The sequence below is a fragment of the Lichenicoccus roseus genome (genome assembly GCF_005844085.1).
Taxonomy (GTDB): domain Bacteria; phylum Pseudomonadota; class Alphaproteobacteria; order Acetobacterales; family Acetobacteraceae; genus Lichenicoccus; species Lichenicoccus roseus.
The window spans coordinates 596,397-617,778 of record NZ_VCDI01000003.1 but is presented as its reverse complement, the minus strand read 5'-3'; the positions used below and the strand labels follow the sequence as shown (position 1 = coordinate 617,778).

17 protein-coding genes, 3 tRNA genes and 1 pseudogene are annotated in these 21,382 nt (G+C 67.4%); 18 read left to right on the top strand and 3 right to left on the bottom strand.

Going from position 1 to position 21,382, the window contains the following annotated elements; genetic code table 11:
• The first annotated feature begins 1 nt into the window (after position 1).
• Both FE263_RS12070 and FE263_RS12065 read left to right on the top strand, forming a co-directional pair.
• Positions 2–373, top strand: coding sequence for a HesB/IscA family protein (locus tag FE263_RS12070; protein ID WP_171034065.1), 372 nt, complete (start codon positions 2–4; stop codon positions 371–373).
• On the top strand, positions 373–1,347 hold the full coding sequence (locus FE263_RS12065; RefSeq protein ID WP_138326213.1) for an alpha/beta hydrolase: 975 nt from the start codon (positions 373–375) through the stop codon (positions 1,345–1,347). The genes FE263_RS12070 and FE263_RS12065 overlap by 1 nt, the downstream gene beginning before the upstream one ends.
• Here the strand turns inward: FE263_RS12065 and FE263_RS12060 are convergent.
• Both FE263_RS12060 and FE263_RS12055 read right to left on the bottom strand, forming a co-directional pair.
• Complete coding sequence (locus tag FE263_RS12060; RefSeq protein ID WP_240759414.1) at positions 1,310–2,605, bottom strand: class I SAM-dependent RNA methyltransferase; 1,296 nt, start codon at positions 2,603–2,605, stop codon at positions 1,310–1,312. The genes FE263_RS12065 and FE263_RS12060 overlap by 38 nt on opposite strands.
• Positions 2,592–4,211 carry a DEAD/DEAH box helicase gene (locus FE263_RS12055; RefSeq protein WP_456306569.1) on the bottom strand — a complete coding sequence of 540 codons (1,620 nt, stop codon included), beginning with the start codon at positions 4,209–4,211 and terminating at the stop codon, positions 2,592–2,594. Before FE263_RS12055 ends, FE263_RS12060 begins: the two co-directional genes overlap by 14 nt.
• Before the next feature lie 563 nt (positions 4,212–4,774).
• On the opposite strand from FE263_RS12055, the gene FE263_RS12050 reads away from it, so the two are divergent.
• Entirely contained in the window at positions 4,775–6,616 is a 1,842-nt protein-coding gene (locus FE263_RS12050) for a glycoside hydrolase family 15 protein (protein WP_205880349.1), read from the top strand.
• Between the two features lie 21 nt (positions 6,617–6,637).
• On the opposite strand, the gene FE263_RS12045 is transcribed toward FE263_RS12050, so the two are convergent.
• The gene (locus FE263_RS12045) at positions 6,638–7,102 is read right to left on the bottom strand and encodes a CopD family protein (protein ID WP_138326212.1); all 465 of its coding nucleotides are present in this window, start codon (positions 7,100–7,102) and stop codon (positions 6,638–6,640) included.
• 92 nt (positions 7,103–7,194) lie between these two features.
• Between FE263_RS12045 and FE263_RS12040 the strand changes: the two genes are divergently transcribed.
• The 15 genes and pseudogenes from FE263_RS12040 to nuoF all read left to right on the top strand — a co-directional run bounded on the left by FE263_RS12040 (position 7,195) and on the right by nuoF (position 21,378).
• Positions 7,195–8,640: an NAD(P)H-hydrate dehydratase gene (locus FE263_RS12040; protein WP_138326211.1), complete on the top strand. Its 1,446-nt coding sequence runs from the start codon at positions 7,195–7,197 to the stop codon at positions 8,638–8,640.
• Between the two features lie 39 nt (positions 8,641–8,679).
• Positions 8,680–8,764: transfer RNA gene (locus tag FE263_RS12035), tRNA-Leu, on the top strand.
• Positions 8,765–8,830: 66 nt separating this feature from the next.
• Positions 8,831–10,174, top strand: a pseudogene (tig, locus tag FE263_RS12030) (trigger factor); the annotation flags it as partial.
• 273 nt (positions 10,175–10,447) lie between these two features.
• Positions 10,448–11,095: an ATP-dependent Clp protease proteolytic subunit gene (locus FE263_RS12025; RefSeq protein ID WP_138326209.1), complete on the top strand. Its 648-nt coding sequence runs from the start codon at positions 10,448–10,450 to the stop codon at positions 11,093–11,095.
• 164 nt (positions 11,096–11,259) lie between these two features.
• Positions 11,260–12,516 (top strand): ATP-dependent Clp protease ATP-binding subunit ClpX, encoded by a 1,257-nt coding sequence (gene clpX, locus FE263_RS12020; protein WP_138326208.1) that lies wholly within the window; start codon positions 11,260–11,262, stop codon positions 12,514–12,516.
• A 207-nt stretch (positions 12,517–12,723) separates the two neighbouring features.
• Positions 12,724–15,285, top strand: coding sequence for an endopeptidase La (lon, locus tag FE263_RS12015; protein ID WP_138326207.1), 2,562 nt, complete (start codon positions 12,724–12,726; stop codon positions 15,283–15,285).
• A gap of 293 nt (positions 15,286–15,578) precedes the next feature.
• On the top strand, positions 15,579–15,866 hold the full coding sequence (locus FE263_RS12010) for an HU family DNA-binding protein (RefSeq protein ID WP_138326206.1): 288 nt from the start codon (positions 15,579–15,581) through the stop codon (positions 15,864–15,866).
• A gap of 118 nt (positions 15,867–15,984) precedes the next feature.
• Positions 15,985–16,056 (top strand) — tRNA-Val (locus FE263_RS12005).
• Between the two features lie 83 nt (positions 16,057–16,139).
• A tRNA-Asp gene (locus tag FE263_RS12000) sits at positions 16,140–16,216 on the top strand.
• A gap of 186 nt (positions 16,217–16,402) precedes the next feature.
• Positions 16,403–16,768 carry an NADH-quinone oxidoreductase subunit A gene (locus FE263_RS11995; protein ID WP_138326340.1) on the top strand — a complete coding sequence of 122 codons (366 nt, stop codon included), beginning with the start codon at positions 16,403–16,405 and terminating at the stop codon, positions 16,766–16,768.
• A gap of 7 nt (positions 16,769–16,775) precedes the next feature.
• The gene (locus FE263_RS11990; protein ID WP_138326205.1) at positions 16,776–17,336 is read left to right on the top strand and encodes a NuoB/complex I 20 kDa subunit family protein; all 561 of its coding nucleotides are present in this window, start codon (positions 16,776–16,778) and stop codon (positions 17,334–17,336) included.
• Positions 17,329–18,018 carry an NADH-quinone oxidoreductase subunit C gene (locus tag FE263_RS11985; protein WP_171034064.1) on the top strand — a complete coding sequence of 230 codons (690 nt, stop codon included), beginning with the start codon at positions 17,329–17,331 and terminating at the stop codon, positions 18,016–18,018. Before FE263_RS11990 ends, FE263_RS11985 begins: the two co-directional genes overlap by 8 nt.
• Positions 18,015–19,271 (top strand): NADH-quinone oxidoreductase subunit D, encoded by a 1,257-nt coding sequence (locus FE263_RS11980; RefSeq protein ID WP_138326204.1) that lies wholly within the window; start codon positions 18,015–18,017, stop codon positions 19,269–19,271. Before FE263_RS11985 ends, FE263_RS11980 begins: the two co-directional genes overlap by 4 nt.
• Before the next feature lie 8 nt (positions 19,272–19,279).
• Positions 19,280–20,014, top strand: a complete 735-nt coding sequence (locus FE263_RS11975; RefSeq protein ID WP_138326203.1) for a complex I 24 kDa subunit family protein — start codon at positions 19,280–19,282, stop codon at positions 20,012–20,014.
• An 11-nt stretch (positions 20,015–20,025) separates the two neighbouring features.
• The gene (gene nuoF, locus FE263_RS11970) at positions 20,026–21,378 is read left to right on the top strand and encodes an NADH-quinone oxidoreductase subunit NuoF (protein WP_138326202.1); all 1,353 of its coding nucleotides are present in this window, start codon (positions 20,026–20,028) and stop codon (positions 21,376–21,378) included.
• Positions 21,379–21,382: the final 4 nt, after the last annotated feature.

Here is a 21,382-nt window from a genome sequence, read left to right as displayed (position 1 = left end):
GATGACCGCCAATACCCAGACCAAGACCCGTCCGGTGCGCGCCCTGCCGCCGCTGATGTCGCTGTCCGATGCTGCGGCGGACCGACTGCGCGGCCTCTACCAGACAGCCCATGCCGGCCAGCTGCTTCGCATCAGCGTCGGCACCAAGGGCTGCTCCGGGCTTTCATACGACATGGGCTGGACCGATGCGGCCGGTCCCAACGACGAGGTCGTCACCGATCGCGGCCTGACCGTGCTGGTCGACCGCAAGGCGTCGCTGTTCCTGATCGGCACGGTGATGGACTACCAGGTGAAGGATCTCGAATCAGGCTTCACCTTCGTCAACCCGAACGAGAAGGGCCGCTGCGGCTGCGGCGAGAGCTTCCACGTCTGATGGGGCCTGCGCTTGATCCGGATGTAGAGCGGCTGCTGGCGGCGCTGGCGCAGCGCCCGTCGCCGCCGCTGGACCAGGTGACGCCACTGGAGGCCAGGACCGCCTACCGGCAGAGCTGCGCTGCGCTCGCACTGGCGCCCGACCGGCCGGTGGCGACGGAAGATCATCGCACGGCGGACGGGGTGCCGGTCAGGGTCTACCGGCCCGCAACGGATGCCGTCCTTGCTCCCTGCCTGCTGTATCTGCATGGCGGCGGCTGGGTGATCGGCGATCTCGAGACGCATGACGGGATCTGCCGGACGCTGGCACTCGAAGCGGGGTGCGCGGTGGTGGCACTGGACTATCCGCTGGCTCCCGAGCATCCCTTTCCGGCCGCGATCGACAGCGTGCTGGCGACGGTTGCCTGGCTGCACCGGGACGGGGCGTCGATCGGCATCGATGCCACGCGGCTGGCGATCGGTGGCGACAGTGCCGGTGCCAACCTGGCAACCGTGGCCTGCCTGCTGCTGCGCGATCGCGGAGAGGCCCTGCCGCTGATGCAGCTGCTGTTCTATCCGGCCACCGACCTGCGAGCTCAGTCAAACTCCTATGCACGCATCACCGACGGCGTGCCTCTGACGGCGGCTCGCAGCCGCTGGTTCGTGCGGCACTATCTCCAGGACCTGCAGCACGCCCAGGACTGGCGCGCCTCCCCCCTGCTGGCGCCGAGCCTCGCCGGGCTGCCGCCGGCCTGGCTGCTGACGGTGGGCCACGATCCGTTGCGTGACGAAGGGATCGCCTATGCGCACCGGCTGGAGGAGGCTGGGGTAGTGGTGGCGCACCTGCATGTGAGCGACCAGATCCACGGCCTGCTGACACTGGGTCGCGCCCTGCCGCAGGCGGCTCCGGTGCTGCGCCAGGCGGCCGCGGTGCTGGCCCGTGCCGTCGGGGCGTCCGCTACCGGTGCTTCACGTGTCGCCGGACCCGCGGCCTGACGAAGGCGGCGACGCTCTCGACCTGCACCGACCAGAGGAACTGGTCGACCACGGTGACCCGCTCAAGCGCGTAGCCAGCCTTGTGCAACATCTCCGCATCACGACGCAATGCTTTGGGATTGCAGCTTACCATGACCACCCGCTCGACGCCGGAGCGGGCGACTTCCTGCATCTGTGCGCCGGAGCCGGCATAGGGCGGATCGAGTACGATCGCACTGGCGCGGCCCAGGTCGGCAGCGAGGATCGGCTGCCGGTTGAGGTCGCGGTTCAGCACCTCGATCGGCAGTCCGCCGGCGGCGCTGCGCAGGCAGAGGGCGGAAGCCTGGTGCCCCTCGACTGCGAGCACACGGCCGCGCCGCGCCAGGGCGAAGGTGAGCGTCCCGCAGCCGGCGAAGAACTCGACCACCCGGGCCCCGCGCGGCCAGGCCTGCGGCATCGCGTCCAGCACCGCTGCCACGATGGCGGCCTCGCCCTCCAGGGTAGCCTGCAGGAAGGCGTCCGGCGGCGGCACCACCGCGACACCGGAGAGGGTGTGGCGGACCGGCTCGATGGCGCAGACGATCTCCGGCGTGCCACCGGGCTTGAGGGGGCGCCACGCGATACGCGGCACCCCGGCGGCGCGGGCGAATTCGGCCAGCCGGGCGCGGTCGGCGGTGCCTGGTGCCTCGTCGGTGGAGAGCAGCAGGTCGGGACCGGTCTCGAGCAGGTTGACCAGCAGCGACCCGGTGCCGCGCAACGCCGACAGACGCATCAATACCGGCCGTGCATCCTCGATCAGCCGGAACAGCCGCGGATGCAGCACGTGGCACTCCGTCATGTCGACCACGTCGCCGCCACGCTGATGCAGGCCGACCAGCATGCCGTCGCGGCTGCGGCGCAGTGCGAGATCCATCCGACGGCGCGCGTACGGCGGGCTGGTGTGTTCCGCGATCGGGCCGGGCAGCTCGTAGCCGGCGTCCCGCAACGCGCTCTCGACCAGATGGCGCTTGAAGCTGGCCGTGGCGTCGACGGCGAGATGCTGCAGGGCGCAACCGCCACACCGTGCGAACAGGCCGCAGGGCGGCCTGACGCGATCCGGGCTCTCCCGCAGACGCTGCTCGATGACAGCCCGGTCACCTGACCTGCTGTAGAGCACGGTCTCGCCAGGCAGCGTGAATGGCGCGAACAGCGTCATGCCGCCGGCGTGGATGATGCCGTCGCCCTCCGCACCGAGGGCGGTGACCTCGGCCACCAGGGCCGAGATGTCAGCCGTCGGCAAGGAGGTCGTCTGGGTCCTCGCCGGACCGTCCGGTGTCGGACGGACGGTTGGCGCGGGTGGGCAGCAGCATGAAGGCCGGCACGTCGTCACCGAAGCCGATCACCGGCGCGCCCTGGTCCTCGCTGCGCTGGCTGCGATCGCGGCTGTCGTCGCGACGCGGCTCCTCGCGTCGGGCGGGCGCCCGGTCGGCACCGCCACGCTCGCGGCGCGGCCGGTCGCGCCGTTGCGAATCGCCGGAACGCGCCTCCGGCGTGCGGATCTCGGCCTGGCGCACCTCGGCCACCTCGGGCACCGCCGCGATCTCGACTTCCGCCGGCTGGCGCTGCGTCTTCTCCGGACGGGCGCCCTGGTCGCGACGTGGCCCGCTGCGATCTGTCCTGCCCTGGCTGCTGTCGTGACCGCTTCCCTGCGGCTTGCCGCCGCGTCCACGGCCGCGGCCGCGACGGTCGTCGTCGGCCCATTCGAGAGTTTCGATGCCGTCGACCTCGAAGCGCGGGATGGAACGGCCGGTCAGCTTCTCGATGGCGTCGACGAACTGTCGGTCATAGGGGCTGGCGATGCTGTAGGCGTGCCCGGTCCGTCCGGCGCGCCCGGTACGGCCGATGCGGTGGATATAGTCCTCGGAATGGATCGGCACGTCGAAATTGAACACGTGGCTGAGACCGCCGATGTCGATGCCTCGCGCGGCGACGTCGGAGCAGACCAGCAACTGCAGGTCGCCGGCCTTGAACTTCTCCAGCGTCGCGAAGCGCACCGGCTGCGGCAGGTCGCCGTGCAACGCGCCGGCCGAGAAGCCGTGCTTGACCAGCGATTTCTGCAGGATGTCGACGTCGCGCTTGCGGTTGCAGAAGATCAGCGCGTTCTGCACCTCCTGGGTGCGCAGCATGCGTCGCAGCGCGCGGCGCTTGTCGGCCTCGGCGACGATGGCCAGGCCTTCCTCGATCTGCGGCGCCGTGGCGGCGGTGCGCTGGACGGTGATTTCCTTGGGATTGCTGAGGAACACATCGGCGAGGCGGCGGATCTCCGGCGCCATGGTCGCCGAGAAGAACAGCGTCTGGCGGTTCGGCGAGAGCAGCGACACGATGCGCTCGACGTCGGGGATGAACCCCATGTCGAGCATGCGGTCGGCCTCGTCGATGACCAGCGTGCTGGTCTGGGTCAGCAGCAGGCCGCCGCGTTCGAACAGGTCGAGCAGCCGGCCGGGGGTGGCGATCAGCACGTCGACGCCACGGTTCAGCGCCTCCTTCTGCTCGGCCATGCTTTCGCCGCCGATCAGCAGAGCATGGCTGAGCTTGAGGTACTTGCCATACAGCAGGAAGTTCTCGGCTACCTGCAGGGCGAGTTCGCGCGTGGGCTCGAGGATCAGCGAGCGCGGCATGCGGGCACGGGCGCGCGAGCCGGACAGGATGTCGAGCAGCGGCAGCGTGAAGCCCGCGGTCTTGCCGGTGCCGGTCTGTGCGACACCGAGCACGTCGCGGCCCATCAGCACGACCGGAATGGCCTGCGCCTGGATCGGCGTCGGGTGCTTGTAGCCCATCTCGTCGATGGCGCGCAGGATCGGCTCGGACAGGCCGAGGTCGGAGAACAGCGGTTTCGCCTCGGCGATGTCCGCCTCGACGGCGACCGTGTTCCCAGTGTCCTGGGTTGCGTCGTCCTGGGTTGCGTCGTCCTGGCTCACGTCGTCCGGGATCAGGTCGTCTCGCGCAACATCGGCTGGGGCGACGTCGCCCGGCGCCTCATCGTCGGCGCCGGCTGCGTCGGGCGCACCTGCCTCGGCGGGCGTGGTCCCCGTGCCGATCGCGTGTAGATCCGGGTCGCTGGTGACCCCGTCTTGAGCAGTCTGGTCCGGCAATGCCGCCGGGTGGTCATTGTTGTCGTTCAAGTCTCTCTCGAAAGGTCAGGGTTACGAGGCCAAGGCCTGTCGCCGGCGAGGCGACGTACCGTCTGCACGGCGGAGACTGGGCCTTCGATCTGCATGGCCCATCGACCGGGTTCACGCTCCTCGAGCGTCCGGCTGCACAGGCGTATCGACAGTAACACCCCGAAAGTCAAGGTTCATGCCGTGCGACCCGGGCCGGCCGACCAACGGGGCGGCGGGTCGAACGGAAGTTGCAACCGCCGCGCCGACTGCATCGTTTGCGGCACGAACTGCTCAAGAGGTGCTCCGGCGTGTCCTACACCCCCCTGGCGATCGAGGACTACGGATTGATCGGCGACTGCACCAGTTGTGCGCTGGTCGGGCGCAACGGATCGATCGACTGGCTGTGCTGGCCGCGCTTCGACAGCCCGGCCTGCCTCGCCGCCCTTGTCGGCACCGGGGAGAACGGACGCTGGATGATCGCCCCCGTGGCCGATTGGACATCGACCCGGTCCTACCGGGACGGCAGCCTGGTGCTCGAGACGGTATTCGAGACCGAGGCGGGTTCGGTCGCGGTGATCGACTTCATGCCGGTCAACAATCCGGTGCCGAGCGTGGTCCGCATCGTCGAGGGGCGGCGCGGCCGTGTCGAGATGATGACCGAGGGGGTGATCCGCTTCGATTACGGCCACTCGATCCCGTGGGTGACGCGGCTGCCGGACGATGCCGGCATCGTCGCGATCGCCGGGCCGTCGCTGGTGGCTCTGCATACCGCGGTGCGGCTCGAGGGCGAGCACATGGCGACGGTCGGGCATTTCAGCGTGGCCGAGGGCGAGCGGGTGGCGTTCACCCTGAGCTACGGCGCCTCGCATCTGCCGGCGCCGGAAAGCTTCGACGTCGAAGCGGCGCTGACCCGGACCGACCGGTTCTGGACCGAGTGGTCCAGCCGCTGCGCCTACGACGGGCCCTATCGCGATGTAGTGGTGCGCTCGATGCTGACCCTGAAGGGCCTCACCTACGCAGCGACCGGCGGCATCGTGGCGGCGGCGACCACCTCGCTGCCGGAGCAACTCGGCGGCGCGCGGAACTGGGACTACCGGTTCTGCTGGCTGCGCGACGCGACGCTGACCCTGCTCGCCATGATGTCGGGTGGCTACTACGACGAGGCGCTGCTGTGGCGCGACTGGCTGCATCGCAGCATCGCCGGCAGTCCGGCGCAGATCCAGATCATGTACGGCATCGCCGGCGAGCGCGGCCTGCAGGAATGGGAGGTGCCCTGGCTGGTGGGCTACCAGGGGGCGTCTCCGGTTCGCGTCGGCAACGAGGCTGCCGGGCAGCTGCAGCTGGATGTCTATGGCGAGGTGATCGCGGCGCTGCACCTGGCACGCAGTGAGAACCTGCGCGAGCCGACCTATGGCTGGTCGCTGCAGGTGGCACTCCTGGAGCACCTCGAGACCATCTGGCGCGAGCCGGACGAGGGCATGTGGGAAGTGCGTGGCGGACGGCAGCAATTCACCGTCTCGAAGGTGTTCGCCTGGATGGCGTTCGATCGAACCCTGCAGGATTGCGAGACCTACGGGCTGCAGGGTCCGGTGGAGCGCTGGCGCGGGGTGCGCGACGAGATCCATGCCCTGGTCTGCAAGGAGGGCTACAGCGAGAGCAAGGGCTGCTTCACCCAGGCGTTCGGCTCCGACGCGCTCGATGCCGGCCTGCTGCTGATCCCGGTCTGCGGCTTCCTGCCCGCGGACGATCCGCGCATCGTGCGGACGGTGGCGGCGATCGAGCACGAGTTGCTGGAGGATGGCTTCGTGCTGCGCTACCGCACCGAGCCGACCAAGGATGGGCGCAGCCTGGATGGCATGACCGGGCGGGAAGGTGCCTTCCTGGCCTGCACCTTCTGGCTGGTCGACAACTACGTGCTGCAGGGCCGCTTCGACGAGGCCAAGGCGCTGTTCGAGCGGCTGCTGTCGCTGACCAACGATCTCGGTCTGCTGTCGGAGGAGTACGACCAGCAGGCCAGGCGGCTGGTCGGCAACTTCCCGCAGGCCTTCTCGCATGTCGGGCTGGTGCATTCGGCGATGAACCTGCACCAGGGCGCAGTCGCGATGCGTGGCGAGGCGCAGCCGGAACCGCAGGCCGAGGCGGCGGAGTAGCCGCCGCCTTCGACAAGCTGGCTAGAACTGGTGCCCGAGCGAGGCCACGACGATGACCAGGATGCCGAGCGCCAGCTTGATGCTGATCAGCGAGCGGATGCGCTCGAAGGTGGCGGGTTGCGGGCGCAGTGCCCGCCGGGCCTTCTGGAACGGGCCGAAATAGATCGCCCCGAACAGCAGCGCCATCAGGACGCCGAGGCCCTGCATGGCGTTGATGTGCCAGTTCGCACCCGCAAACCCGCCTTCGCGGAAGATCTCCATCGCCCAGCCGGTCACCAGCACCAGCGGCATGACGTGCCAGATCAGCCGGAGGAAACGTTTCAACGTCTGCAGCTGCACCGAGGTGCGTTGGGTGGCGTCGAGCAGCCCAAGGCTCGGACGCAGCACGAACAGTGCGTAGACCATGCCGCCGACCCAGGCCGCCATGGCGGCGAGATGAACCGCGAGCACCAGGCCCCATAGTATCGTTGCGGGGGCAGACTGCATGAGGGCGTCTCCGATGAGCGGATGCCTCATACGGGGAAGCGTCATCCCCGCCAAGCCGGTATGCAGGGTGCCCGAGGCAGGAGAAGCAGGCGATGTCGACCGGACCCGATGATCTCGTGCTGTACGCGCCGGAGGAGATGGCAGCCGCCGACCGGCTGGCGGCGACGCTGATGCCGTCCTTCACCCTGATGCGGAATGCCGGGCGGGCGGTGGCGCGCGCCGCGCTGCAGTTAGGTCCGCAGCGGACGCTGGTCCTGTGCGGGCCGGGCGGCAACGGCGGCGACGGCTACGTGGCGGCGACGCTGCTGGCGCAGCAGGGCTGGCCGGTCGAGGTGGCGGCGCTTGCCGAGCCGCGTCCGGGCAGCGACGCGGCGCAGGCGCGGGCGGGCTGGCATGGGCCAATACGCGGATTCGATCCGGAGCGGGCGGCAGCGGCAGACCTGGTGATCGATGCCGTCTACGGTGCCGGGCTGAGCCGGCCGGTCGAGGGGCTGGTCGCCGAGACGCTGTCGCGCGCGCGCCGGGTGCTGGCGGTGGACGTGCCCAGCGGCATCGACGGCGCCACCGGAGCGGTGCGCGGCATGGCGCCGGTGGCCGAACTGACGGTGACCTTCTTCCGCGCCAAGCCGGGGCATTGGCTGCTGCCGGGTCGCGAGCATCTCGGCCGGCTGGTGGTCGCCGATATCGGCATGCCGGAGCAGGTGCTGCGGGATGTTGCGCCGCGCTGCTGGGAGAACCGTCCGGGCTTGTGGCACCTCCGCGTGCTGACCGTGCACGACCATAAGTACAGCCGCGGCGTTGTCAGCATCTGCGGTGGCGGCAACATGACCGGAGCAGCCCGCCTCGCCGCCGGCGGTGCGCGCGGCGCCGGCGCCGGGCTGGTCCGGTTGGCGGCGGAGCATGGCGCCGACCTCTATCGCACCGGTGCGCCCGGCCTGATCGTGGACGAGGCGCCGCTCGAGGAACTGCTCGCAGACGAGCGCCGCAAGGTATGGGTGTGCGGCCCCGGGCTCGCCGGCGACGAGGTGGAGGCGAGCCTGCCGGCGCTGCTGCGCGGCGGGCGGCAGGTGATCGCGGATGCCGGGGCGCTGACCGGAAGTGCCGGCGATCCAGGCAGGCTGCGAGGCGCCGCGGTGTTGACCCCGCACGCCGGCGAGTTCGCCAGGCTGTTCGGCGGTCCGGGCGATGACCGTCTCGGCGCCGCCCGGTGTGCTGCCGCCGAGGTGGGCGCGGTGGTGCTGCTGAAGGGGTCGGACAGCATCATCGCCGCACCCGATGGCCGCGCCGCCATCAATGCCAACGCGCCGCCCTGGCTCGGCACGGCGGGGGCAGGGGACGTGCTGTCCGGCGTGATCGCGGCCTTGCTCGCCGGCGGCATGGCGCCGTTCGAGGCGACCTGCGCGGGTGTGTGGTTGCATGGCGAGGCGGCAAACATCGCGGGCGAGGGGCTGCTGGCCGAAGACCTGCTGCGCTGCCTGCCGCTCGCCGCCCGCCGGGCGCGGGGCAGCGCTCTTGCCTCGGCAGGTGCCGTAAGCTAAAGGCCCGCCCTCACGGCTGCGGCTCCGGCGGACGTGCCGGCGGGCGTGGTGGAATTGGCAGACACGCCAGATTTAGGTTCTGGTGGCGCAAGCCGTGGGGGTTCAAGTCCCTCCGCCCGCACCAGCCCCGCCGCCGATCCCGTCGGACACGCGCCACCTCGAGATCGTATGTAGAAGGATGGCCTGGCAGATGCAGGTGACCGAGACGCTTTCCGAAGGCCTCAAGCGCGGCTTCACTGTCGTGGTGCCGGGCGCCGAGATGGAAGGCCGCCGCCAGGCGCGTCTGGCCGAGCTCGGCCGCGAGATGAAGCTGCCCGGCTTCCGTCCGGGCAAGATACCGCTGTCGCTGGTGCGCCAGCGCTACGGCACCGCGGTGTCCGGCGAGATCCTCGAGCAGACCGTGAACGATGCGACGCGCGACCTGCTGGCCGAGCGTGGCCTGCGTTCGGCGACACAGCCGAAGGTCGACCTGGTTCGCGGCGACGTCGCGGCGGCTTCGGGCAAGCAAGCGGCGGACGATCTCGAATTCACTGTCGAGCTGGAGCTGCTGCCGGAGATCACGCCGCCCGACCTGGCCGGCCTCTCGCTGACCCGGCTGAAGGCGTTGCCGGATCCGGAGACGGTGGAGAAGGCGCTTGCCGATATCGCCAAGCGCAACCGCGGCTTCGAGGTGATCGAGGAGCAGCGCGGCGCGGCGCAGGGCGAGGTCCTGACGGTGGATTTCGTTGGCAAGGTCGACGGCGTCGCCTTCGAGGGCGGCACCGCTTCGGACGTCAATGTCGAGATCGGCGGTACGGGGTTCATCCCGGGCTTCGCGGAGCAGCTCGAGGGGCTGGAGCCGGGCCAGGAGCGAACCATAAACGTCACATTCCCGGAGGAGTACCAGGCGGCGGAGCTGGCCGGCAAGGCGGCGACCTTCGAGGTGAGCGCCAAGGCGCTGAAGCGCCCGGTCGATGGCGCGATCGATGACGAGCTTGCCAAGAAGATCGGCTTCGAGGAGCTGGCGCAGGTCCGCGAGGTGATCGGCCAGCAGGTACAGCAGGAATACGACCAGCTCTCGCGCATGCGCATCAAGCGCGAACTGCTCGACATACTGGCCGACAAGGCGGACTTCCCGGCTCCCGAAGGCATGGTCGAGAGCGAGTTCGCGTCGATCTGGCAGCGCGTCGAAGCCGACCGCAAGGAAGGTCGTGTCGATGACGAGGACCGCGAGAAGGACGAGGATACCTTGCGCGGCGACTACCGGCGGATCGCCGAGCGCCGCGTGCGTCTCGGCCTGCTGCTGGCGGAGATCGGACGGATTGCGCAGGTGTCGGTGACGCAGGAGGAGCTTGGCCGCGCGATGCGCGCCGAGGCCGGCCGCTATCCCGGCCAGGAACAGATGGTGATCGACTTCTTCCGCAAGAATCCGCAGGCGGCGGAGACGCTGCGAGGGCCGATCTTCGAGAACAAGGTGGTCGACTACATCATCGACCAGGCGACGGTCGAGGAGCGCATCGTGACCCCGGAGGAATTGGCCGAGGTGCCGCCTGCTCCGGGCGAGGAGGGCGCGGCCACCGGCCAGGATGGCAAGGCCGCGGCCGAGATCCATTCCGAGGCATCGGCCGGTGACGAGGCCGAGGCGACCCGCCCGTCCGAGTAGGCAGGCGATCCGGGACTCCTGCCTGCGCAGGGGTTCCATCCCGGCCGGTTCCGACTATCTTGTTTCCTTCAGTTCGAGGGATCATCTCTCGCAGCATGTCGGTTCGCGGCGAGCCTCTCTTCTCGGAGGCAGCCCGCCGCAAACTCCGGTATCAGGGGACAGGGTATGTGGGATCGTGATCCCGTCGAGGTCTACAACAACGCGCTGGTGCCGATGGTGGTCGAGCAGACCAGCCGCGGCGAGCGTGCGTTCGACATCTTCTCGCGACTGCTGCAGGACCGGATCATCTTCCTGACCGGGCCGGTCTATGATGGCGTCGCATCGTTGATCAGCGCGCAGCTGCTGCACCTGGAGAGCGTCAATCCCAACAAGGATATCTCGTTCTACATCAACAGCCCGGGCGGCGTGGTCTCGGCGGGCCTCGCGATCTACGACACCATGCAGTACATACGCAGCCCGGTGAACACGGTCTGTATCGGACAGGCCGCCTCGATGGGCTCGCTGCTGCTGGCGGCCGGCGCCAAGGGCAAGCGTCTGGCGCTGCCGAACGCACGCGTCATGGTGCATCAGCCGTCCGGTGGAGCGCAGGGGCAGGCCAGCGACATCGAGATCCAGGCCAAGGAGATCCTCTATCTCCGGCAGCGCCTGAACGAGATCTACGAGCAGCATACCGGCCAGACCCTGGAGGCCATCGAACAGAAGCTCGAGCGCGACAGCTACATGTCGGCGGTCGAGGCTCAGGCTTTCGGGATCGTGGACGAGGTGCTGCAGAACCGCCCGGTGCCGGCGGCCGAGGATGGCACCAAGACCTAGCGTCCTACCCGCGATGGCGCCCTGCTGCTCCTTCGGAGGGCAGGGCCGGCCCGGGGTGGGGTGGCGCCCGGAAGTTCCGTCCTTGATGCGGCTTCCGGGAGAGGTCTAGTGTTTCGAGCGTGACCCCTTGGCTGCTTGCGCAACCATGGGGGGTAGGAGCAGGCATGAGCAAGTCCAGCGATTCCAAGAACACCCTGTATTGCTCGTTCTGCGGGAAGTCGCAGCACGAGGTGCGCAAGCTCATCGCTGGCCCGACCGTGTTCATCTGCGACGAATGCGTCGAATTGTGCATGGACATCATCCGCGAGGAGCACAAGACGCATCTCGTGAAGTCCCGCGACGGCGTGCCGACGCCGAAGGAGATCTGCAAGGTCCTGGACGACTACGTGATCGGCCAGTTCCATGCCAAGAAGGTGCTCTCCGTCGCGGTGCACAACCATTACAAGCGGCTGGCGCACGGGGCCAAGAACAACGACGTCGAGATCGCCAAGTCCAACATCATGCTCGTCGGCCCCACCGGGTCGGGCAAGACGCTGCTGGCGCAGACGCTCGCACGCATCCTCGATGTTCCGTTCACCATGGCGGACGCCACGACGCTGACCGAGGCCGGCTATGTCGGGGAGGATGTCGAGAACATCATCCTGAAGTTGCTGCAATCGGCCGACTACAACGTGGAGCGCGCGCAGCGCGGCATCGTCTATATCGACGAGGTCGACAAGATCAGCCGCAAGTCGGACAACCCCTCGATCACCCGTGACGTCAGCGGCGAGGGTGTCCAGCAGGCCCTGCTCAAGATCATGGAAGGCACCGTGGCCTCGGTGCCGCCGCAGGGTGGCCGCAAGCATCCGCAGCAGGAGTTCCTGCAGGTCGACACCACCAACATCCTGTTCATCTGCGGTGGTGCGTTCGCCGGGCTCGAGAAGATCATCGCCGCCCGCGGCAAGGGCTCGGGCGTCGGCTTCGGCGGCGACGTGCAGGGGCCTGACGAGCGCCGGATGGGGCATATCCTGCGTGAGGTCGAGCCGGAGGACCTCCTCAAGTTCGGCCTGATCCCGGAGTTCATCGGTCGCCTGCCGGTGGTGGCAACCCTCGAGGATCTGGACGAGCCGGCGCTGATCGAGATCCTGACCAAGCCGAAGAACGCACTGATCAAGCAGTACGGCCGGCTGTTCCAGATGGAGGGCGTTAAGCTCTCTTTCACGGACGATGCGCTAAAGCAGGTGGCGCTGCGGGCGATCGCCCGACGCACCGGGGCACGCGGGTTGCGATCGATCATGGAGAGCATCCTGCTCTCGACGATGTTCGACCTGCCCGGCCTCGAGAACGTCGACGAGGTGGTGATCAACCGTGAGGTGGCCGAGAACAAGGCTGAGCCGGTGTTCGTTTACGGCAAGGAGCGTCCGGCGGAGCAGTCCGCCTGACGCCAGGCTGGCCGGACCGGGCGCCGATACGCAAGGCGCAGAGGGCTGCCAAAGGCGGGATCTCTGTGTACGAGACCGCTCTCTTGCGACCTGTCCGGGTGGTGCCGATATTGCATTTCCAAGGCGGCAGCGATGGCTGCAGCCAGAAGCCCTTGCGTGCCGACCCGGGCGCACGGTCTTCGACTGTCCTCCAGGAGGTCGATCCCCATGACTGACATCAAGAAGCCGGCCAGGACGCGATCCAAGCCAGCGTCCGAGAAGCAAGCCGCTCCCGACGGGACGGCTGCCAGCGCCGCGGCGGCTGCCCCCGCCGCGAAGGCATCCGGCAAGCCAGCCGGTGAAACCGCACGTCCGGCGTCACGCGCGCGCACGGGGTCCGACGAGGTCCTCGCGGTGCTTCCGCTGCGTGACATCGTCGTATTTCCGCACATGATCGTGCCGCTGTTCGTGGGTCGGGAGAAGTCCGTCCGCGCGCTCGAGGCGGTGACGAAGGAGGACAAGCAGATCCTCCTGGTGGCCCAGAAGAACGCCGCCCAGGACGATCCCGGCGCAGACGACATCTATCGGGCAGGCACGGTGTCCACCATCCTGCAGCTGCTCAAGTTGCCGGACGGCACCGTCAAGGTGCTGGTCGAGGGCGGCCGGCGCGCCCGCATCCGTGAGTTCCGCGAGACCGAAAGCCACTTCGAGGCGGTCATCGACGAGATGCCGGAGATCGTGCCGGAAGAGGGTGCAACCAGCGAGCTCGAGGCGCTCGGCCGCACCGTGGTCGGGCAGTTCGAGCAGTACATCAAGCTGAACAAGAAGATCGCACCCGAGGTGCTGGTTTCGCTGAACCAGATCGAGGAGCCGACCAAGCTCGCCGACACGATCGCGAGTCACCTGAACCTCAAGATCTCCGAGAAGCAGGAGCTGCTGGAGATCACCGGCGTCGCCGAGCGGCTGGAGCGGGTGTTTGCCCACATGGAGGCCGAGATCGGCGTCCTGCAGGTGGAGAAGCGCATCCGCAACCGCGTCAAGCGGCAGATGGAGAAGACGCAGCGCGAGTACTACCTGAACGAGCAGCTGAAGGCGATCCAGAAGGAGCTCGGCGAGGGCGAGGACGGCAAGGACGAGACGTCCGAGCTGGAGGATCGCATCAAGAAGACCAAGCTCTCCAAGGAAGCCCACGACAAGGCGATGGGCGAGCTGAAGAAGCTGCGCGGCATGAGCCCGATGTCGGCCGAGAGCACGGTGGTGCGCAACTATCTCGACTGGATGCTGAGCATTCCGTGGAAGAAGCGTTCCAAGGTCCGTACCGATGTCGCCGAGGCCGAGAAGGTGCTCGACATCGACCATTACGGCCTCGACAAGGTCAAGGAACGCATCCTCGAGTATCTCGCGGTGCAGTCGCGGGCAAACAAGCTGAAGGGGCCGATCCTGTGCCTGGTCGGGCCGCCCGGTGTCGGCAAGACGTCGCTGGGCAAGTCGATCGCCAAGGCGACGGGGCGCAACTTCGTGCGCATGTCGCTCGGCGGCGTGCGTGACGAGGCCGAGATCCGTGGCCACCGGCGCACCTATATCGGCTCGATGCCCGGCAAGATCGTGCAGGGCATGAAGAAGGCGAAGAGTTCGAACCCGCTGTTCCTGCTCGACGAGATCGACAAGCTCGGCAACGACTGGCGTGGCGATCCGTCTGCGGCGCTGCTCGAGGTGCTCGATCCGGAGCAGAACGCGACGTTCGCGGACCACTACCTCGAGGTCGACTACGACCTGTCGGACGTGATGTTCGTCACCACCGCGAACAGCCTGCACATGCCGCAGCCGCTGCTCGACCGCATGGAGATCATCCGTATCTCCGGCTACACCGAGGACGAGAAGGTCGAGATCGCCAAGCGGCATCTGCTGTCCAAGCAGACCGAGGCGCACAGCCTGAAGCCGGACGAGTGGTCGATCAGCGAGGATGCGTTGCGCGAGCTGGTGCGGACCTATACCCGCGAGGCGGGGGTGCGCAATCTCGAGCGCGAGATCGCCAACCTGGCGCGCAAGGTGGTGAAGGAGATCGTCACCGGGAAGGCGAAGCGGGTGGCGATCACCCGCAAGAACCTCGAGAAGTATGCCGGCGTGAAGCGGTTCCGCTATGGGGAGGCCGAGTCTGAGGACATGGTCGGCGTGGTGACCGGCCTGGCCTGGACCGAGGTCGGTGGCGAGATCCTGACCATCGAGAGCGTGATGGTGCCGGGCAAGGGTGTGGTGAAGATCACCGGCAAGCTCGGGGACGTTATGCAGGAGAGCGTGTCAGCGGCGCTCAGCTACGTGCGCAGCCGTGCGGTCACCTTCGGGATCAAGCCGACCCTGCTGGAGAAGCGCGACATCCACGTGCACGTGCCGGAGGGTGCGACGCCGAAGGACGGTCCGTCCGCCGGCGTGGCGATGGCAATATCGCTGATCAGCGTGATGACCGGGATCCCGATCCGTCGCGATGTCGCCATGACTGGCGAGATCACGCTGCGTGGGCGGGTGCTGCCGATCGGCGGGCTGAAGGAGAAGCTGCTGGCGGCGCTGCGGGCCGGCATCACCACGGTGTTCTTCCCGAAGGACAACGAGAAGGACCTGGTCGAAATCCCGGACAGCGTGCGCAAGCATCTCAAGCTGATCCCGGTGGCGCATGTCGACGAGGTGATCAGCAAGGCGCTGGTGAAGGCGCCGGAGCCGATCGAATGGGAAGAGCCCGCCGAGCCGGTGGCCGCGGCTGGTTCCACCGAAGCCGGCGCGCAACTGCCGCACTAGGCCGCATGCGGGTCAGGCGGCCGGATGTCCGATCGATGTAGGCATCCGGCCAGCGTGCTACGTCGCCAAGCAAGTGGCCGATTGTTCAAGAGGTGCAGCCGGAGGTTGAAACGGTCCAGGTGATCGCGACGAGCCGCGGCCCCCACCGGACTGCCGGGCAGTCTTTGCTTCGTTGACGGGGCAGAACAGAGGCCCGTAGTCTGCCGGGCCGCCGGCCTGCTGCGGCCGGTCAACGACGGAATGGCGCGGTCCCGACGGCGGGGTGCACCGCGCCCAAGACAGAAAGGCGTACAATGGCAGAGAAGCCACTCAACAAGCAGGAACTCGTCTCGGCAGTCGCTGACGAAGCGGACCTGCCCAAGGCCAAGGCGAGCGAGGTGGTTGACGCCGTGTTTGCCTCCATCGAGAAGGCTCTGAAGAACAAGCAGGAAGTTCGCCTGGTTGGGTTCGGGACGTTCGTGACGGCGTCGCGCAAGGCAGCGAAGGGGCGCAATCCGCGCACCGGGGAGGAGATCGATATTCCGGCTTCCACCTCCGTGCGGTTCAAGCCGGGCAAGACCCTGAAGGATGCCGTCAGCTAGTCTGGGCTGCGCCGGATCGACGAGTTTTGACAGGTTCAGAGGGCCGCTCCGCATCGGCGGATGCGGCCCTCATGGTGTAGGAGGCCGTGGTGCCTGCAGGACACCGTGTTGCCACTAAGGGCGGTTAGCTCAGCGGTAGAGCGTCTCGTTTACACCGAGAGGGTCGGCGGTTCGAAACCGTCACCGCCCATACCGCGGCAATACAGGCGATGCGGGGCGCGAGTTGGGTTGACGGCGCAGGCGGCTGGCCTTACACCGCCGCTCACGCCAAATGCGGGTGTAGCTCAGTTGGTTAGAGCGCCGGCCTGTCACGCCGGAGGTCGCGGGTTCGAGCCCCGTCACTCGCGCCATTGCCCCGGACCGTATCATGGGTCCGGAGGCTGGCGGTTCCAGGATGAATTGCTGCAGCGCACTCTGGCGGCGCCCTTGTCGCAGGACTAGTGTTCCTCCATGAGTTGTCCGGTTTCGATCCGGAACAAGCCGCTTCGGGCGCGCGTTCACGCCCCGGCGCTCGGGACATTAGGGAGGTGCGGGTCATGCATGTCGTGTTGGCAGACTACTTCCCGGTTCTGGTGTTCGTCGTGATTGCCTTCGGCATTGCCGGGGCGATGCTCGGCGGCTCGCTACTTGCCGGCCAGCAGAAGCCGTACGCCGAGAAGCTCTCGGCCTACGAATGCGGCTTCGATGCCTTCGACGATGCCCGCCGTCGCTTCGACGTGCGCTTCTACCTGGTCTCGATCCTGTTCATCATCTTCGACCTTGAGGTGGCGTTCCTGTTCCCCTGGGCGGTCGCCCTCGGAAGAATCGGCCTGTTCGGGTTCCTGTCGATGCTCGCCTTCCTTGGAGTTCTGACAGTCGGGTTTATCTATGAGTGGCGCAAAGGTGCGCTGGATTGGGAATAGACCACGTATGAGCACAGAGCTCTCGGCGACGACTGCCTGGAACAGGGAGGCCCTGGCCCCTGGGCCGGGCCAGGATGCGGTGATCCGCGGCATCACCGGCGAGATCACCGAGAAAGGTTTCGTCGTCGCCAACGTGGATAAACTGGTCAACTGGGCGCGCACCGGCAGCCTGTGGCCGCTCTCGTTCGGGCTCGCCTGCTGCGCGGTGGAGATGATCCACGCCTTCATGCCGCGCTATGATCTCGATCGCTTCGGCATCATCCCGCGCGGATCGCCACGCCAGGCGGATGTGATGATCGTCTCCGGCACGCTGACCAACAAGATGGCGCCCGCCATGCGTCGCGTTTACGACCAGATGGCCGAGCCTCGCTGGGTGATCTCCATGGGGTCCTGCGCAAACGGCGGCGGCTACTACCATTACAGCTATTCGGTGGTGCGCGGCTGCGATCGCATCGTGCCGGTCGACATATACGTGCCTGGCTGCCCGCCGACGGCCGAGGCGCTGGTCTACGGCATCATCCAGCTGCAGAAGAAGATCCGCCGCACCGGGACCATCCTGCGTGGCTGAGACCGCGACGGCCATCGCCGTGCCCGCGCGACGCACGCCCTGGAATGGCGTGGGGCGGCTCGGGTCGCTGGCAGTGACGCTGGCCACCTCGCTGCCTGGTGTTCAGGGGGCTGCCGTCGAGCAGGGCGAACTGGTGTTGCGGACCGACCGCCTGTCGCTGCTCGCGGTGATGACGACGCTGCGTGACGATCCGCGGTTCAGCTTCGAGCAGATGATGGATCTGTGCGGGGTCGATTTCCCGGAGCGCGCGGAGCGGTTCGAGGTTGTCTACAACCTGCTGTCGGTGACCCTGAACCAGCGGATCCGGGTGATCGTCAGCACCGACGAGACGCAGCCAGTGCCTTCCGCGCACCGGATCTGGCCCTCGGCGACCTGGTGGGAGCGCGAGTGCTACGACCTGTTCGGGGTGCTGTTCTCCGACCAGCCGGATCTGCGCCGCATCCTGACTGACTACGGGTTCGAGGGTCATCCGTTGCGCAAGGACTTCCCGCTGACCGGGTATGTCGAGGTGCGCTACGACGTCGACCGCCGCCAGGTCGTGTATGAGCCGGTGCGGCTGACCCAGGACTTCCGCAACTTCGATTTCGAGTCGCCCTGGGAGGGCGTGCTGACGCTTCCCGGCGACGAAAAGGCGCACGAGACGCGGCAGGATCCGCTTCCGGGCGCGGGGAAAACGCGATGAGCGATATCGTTCTCCGGGAGGATATCCCGGACAACATGCAGCCTAGCCATCCGGCAGTGCCGCAGGACCAGCGGGTCAAGACGGTCGAGATCGACAGCCATTCGCTGAATTTCGGTCCCCAGCATCCTTCCGCGCACGGCGTGCTGCGGCTGGTGATGGAGATGGACGGCGAAGTGGTGACCCGGGCGGTGCCGCATATCGGCCTGCTGCACCGGGGCACCGAGAAGCTGATCGAATACAAGACCTACATGAAGGCGCTGCCGTATTTCGATCGGCTCGATTACGTGTCGCCGATGTGCGAGGAGCAGGCGTTCGCGCTGGCGACCGAGAAGCTGCTTGGCCTGGACATACCGATCCGTGCCAAGTGGATCCGCACGATGTTTGCCGAGATCACCCGGGTATTGAACCACCTGCTCAACGTGACCTCGTTCGGCCTCGATGTCGGTGCCCTGACGCCGGCGCTGTGGGGCTACGAGGAGCGCGAAAAGCTGCTCGAGTTCTACGAGGCTGCGTCCGGCGCGCGGTATCATGCGAACTATTTCCGGCCAGGCGGTGTGGCGCGCGACCTGCCGGCTGGGCTGACCGACCGGATTGCGGCCTGGGCGGAGGAATTCCCGAAATTCGTCGATGATCTCGAGGCGTTGCTGACCGGCAACCGGATCTGGAAGCAGCGTACCGTGGGCATCGGCGTGTTCACCGCCGAACAGGCGCTAGCTTGGGGATTCTCGGGACCCAACCTGCGTGCGTCCGGCGTGCCTTGGGATTTGCGTCGCTCGCAGCCTTACGATGCCTACGACCGCGTCGAATTCGGCATTCCGGTGACACGCAACGGCGACTGCTATGATCGCTACCTGATACGCGTTGCCGAGATGCGTGAGAGCGTCAAGATCGTCAAGCAGTGCCTGGCGCAGATGCAGCCCGGGCCGGTCAAGGTGCAGGACACTAAGATCTCACCTCCGAGCCGCCGCGAGATGAAGCGGTCGATGGAAGCGCTGATCCATCATTTCAAGCTGTTCACCGAGGGCTATCACGTGCCGCCGGGTGCCACCTACACCGCGACGGAGAGCCCTAAGGGCGAGTTCGCGGTCTATCTGGTGGCGGATGGCAGCAACCGTCCGTATCGCTGCAAGATCCGGCCGACCGGGTTCGCGCATCTGCAGGCGATGGACGAGATGGCGCGGCGGCACATGCTCGCCGACGCGGTGGCGATCATCGGGTCGATCGACCTGGTGTTCGGCGAGATCGACAGGTAGGCGGCGCGATGTCCGGGCATTTTTCGGCAGAGAATATCGGCCACGGCACGCCGGGGCATGTCCCGCACGATGGTGCGTCGGAACAGCCGTCCCACTTCGCCTTCGACGAGGATAGCGAGGCGCAGATCGCGACGGCTCTCGCCAAATATCCGGAGGGCAAGCAGGCAAGCGCGGTGATGCCGATGCTGTTCATCGCGCAGAAGCAGATGGGCCGGCACACCGGTAGCGCCTGGATTCCGAAGGTGGCGATGGACATCATCGCTGCGCGTCTCGGCATGGCGCCGATCCGCGTGTATGAGGTCGCGACCTTCTACCTGATGTTCAACCGCAAGCCGGTCGGCCGCTATCACCTGCAGGTCTGCACCACCACGCCGTGCTGGCTGCGCGGCTCCGCGGATGTGGTGGCTGCGGTGAAACAGGCGGCTGGTGTGCGGAACTGGGAGGAGATGTCGGCGGATGGGCTGTTCACGATGACCGAGGTGGAATGCCTGGGCGCCTGCGTGAACGCGCCGATCCTGCAGGTCAACGACGATTACTACGAGGATCTCGACGGTCCGCGCACGGTGGCGCTGATCGAGGCACTACGGCGGGGCGATGTGCCGCCGCCTGGCTCCACCATCGACCGCTTCGGCTCGGAGCCGATCGGCGGCCGCACTACCCTGCTTGATGTGCCGGCTCGAGAGCCGGCCGTTGCGGGACACGACGACCATGGCGCTCCGGACCCGCACGGCCCGGAGGCCTGAGGAAACCTCGAATGCTTAGCGACAAGGACCGCATCTTCACCAACATCTACGGCCGGGAGGATTTCCGGCTGGCAGGTGCACGCAAACGCGGGGACTGGGATGGCACTGCCGCCATCCTTGCGCGCGGGCGGGACGGGATCGTTGCCGAGATGAAAGCGTCCAACCTTCGCGGGCGGGGCGGGGCGGGCTTTCCGACCGGGTTGAAGTGGTCGTTCATGCCGAAGGTGTCGGATGGCCGTCCGCATTATCTCGTCATCAACGGCGACGAGAGCGAGCCCGGCACCTGCAAGGATCGCGAGATCATCCGGCACGAGCCGCACAAGCTGATCGAGAGCGCGCTGATCGCCTCGTTCGCGATGGGTGCGCATACCGCGTACATCTACATCCGCGGCGAATACTACAACGAGAGCCGCAACCTGCAGGTGGCGATCGATGAGGCGTATGAAGCGGGGCTGATCGGGCGGAATGCCTGCGGGTCGGGCTGGGATTTCGACTTCTTTATCCATCGCGGCGCCGGCGCATACATCTGCGGCGAGGAGACCGCGCTGCTGGAGAGCCTCGAGGGCAAGAAGGGCCTGCCGCGTATGAAGCCGCCATTTCCGGCGGCGATGGGGCTGTATGGCTGCCCGACCACCGTGAACAACGTTGAGAGCATTGCGGTGGCGTCGACCATCCTGCGTCGCGGTGGGGCGTGGTTCTCGAGCTTCGGGCGGCCGAACAATGTCGGCACCAAGCTGTTCGCGATCTCCGGGCACGTGAACCGGCCTTGCGTGGTGGAAGAGGAACTCGGCCTGCCGATGCGCGAGATCATCGAGCGTCATGCGGGCGGCGTGCGCGGCGGCTGGGATAATCTGCTGGCGGTGATCCCGGGTGGCTGCTCGGTGCCGATCCTGCCGAAGGCGACCTGCGATACCGTGCTGATGGATTTCGACGCGCTGCGAGCCGAGCGTTCGGGTCTGGGCACGGCGGCGATGATCGTGATGGACCGCAGCACGGATGTGGTCGAGGCGATCGCGCGGTTTGCCCGCTTCTTCAAGCACGAGAGCTGCGGCCAGTGCACGCCCTGCCGCGAAGGTACCGGCTGGATGATGCGGGTGATGGACCGCATGGTGAAGGGGCGTGCCGAGATCGAGGAGATCGACATGCTCGAGCAGGTCACCCGTCAGGTCGAGGGACATACCATCTGCGCGCTGGGCGATGCGGCGGCCTGGCCGATCCAGGGCCTGATCCGCCATTTCCGGCCGGTGATGGAGGAGCGCATCGCGGCCTACAAGGCGGCGCACCCGAGCGGCGTGAAGGGGGCTGGCCTGGCGCCGACGCCGAGCAACATACCGGGCAATACGCTCCCGGTCGCGGCGGAGTAGAGGA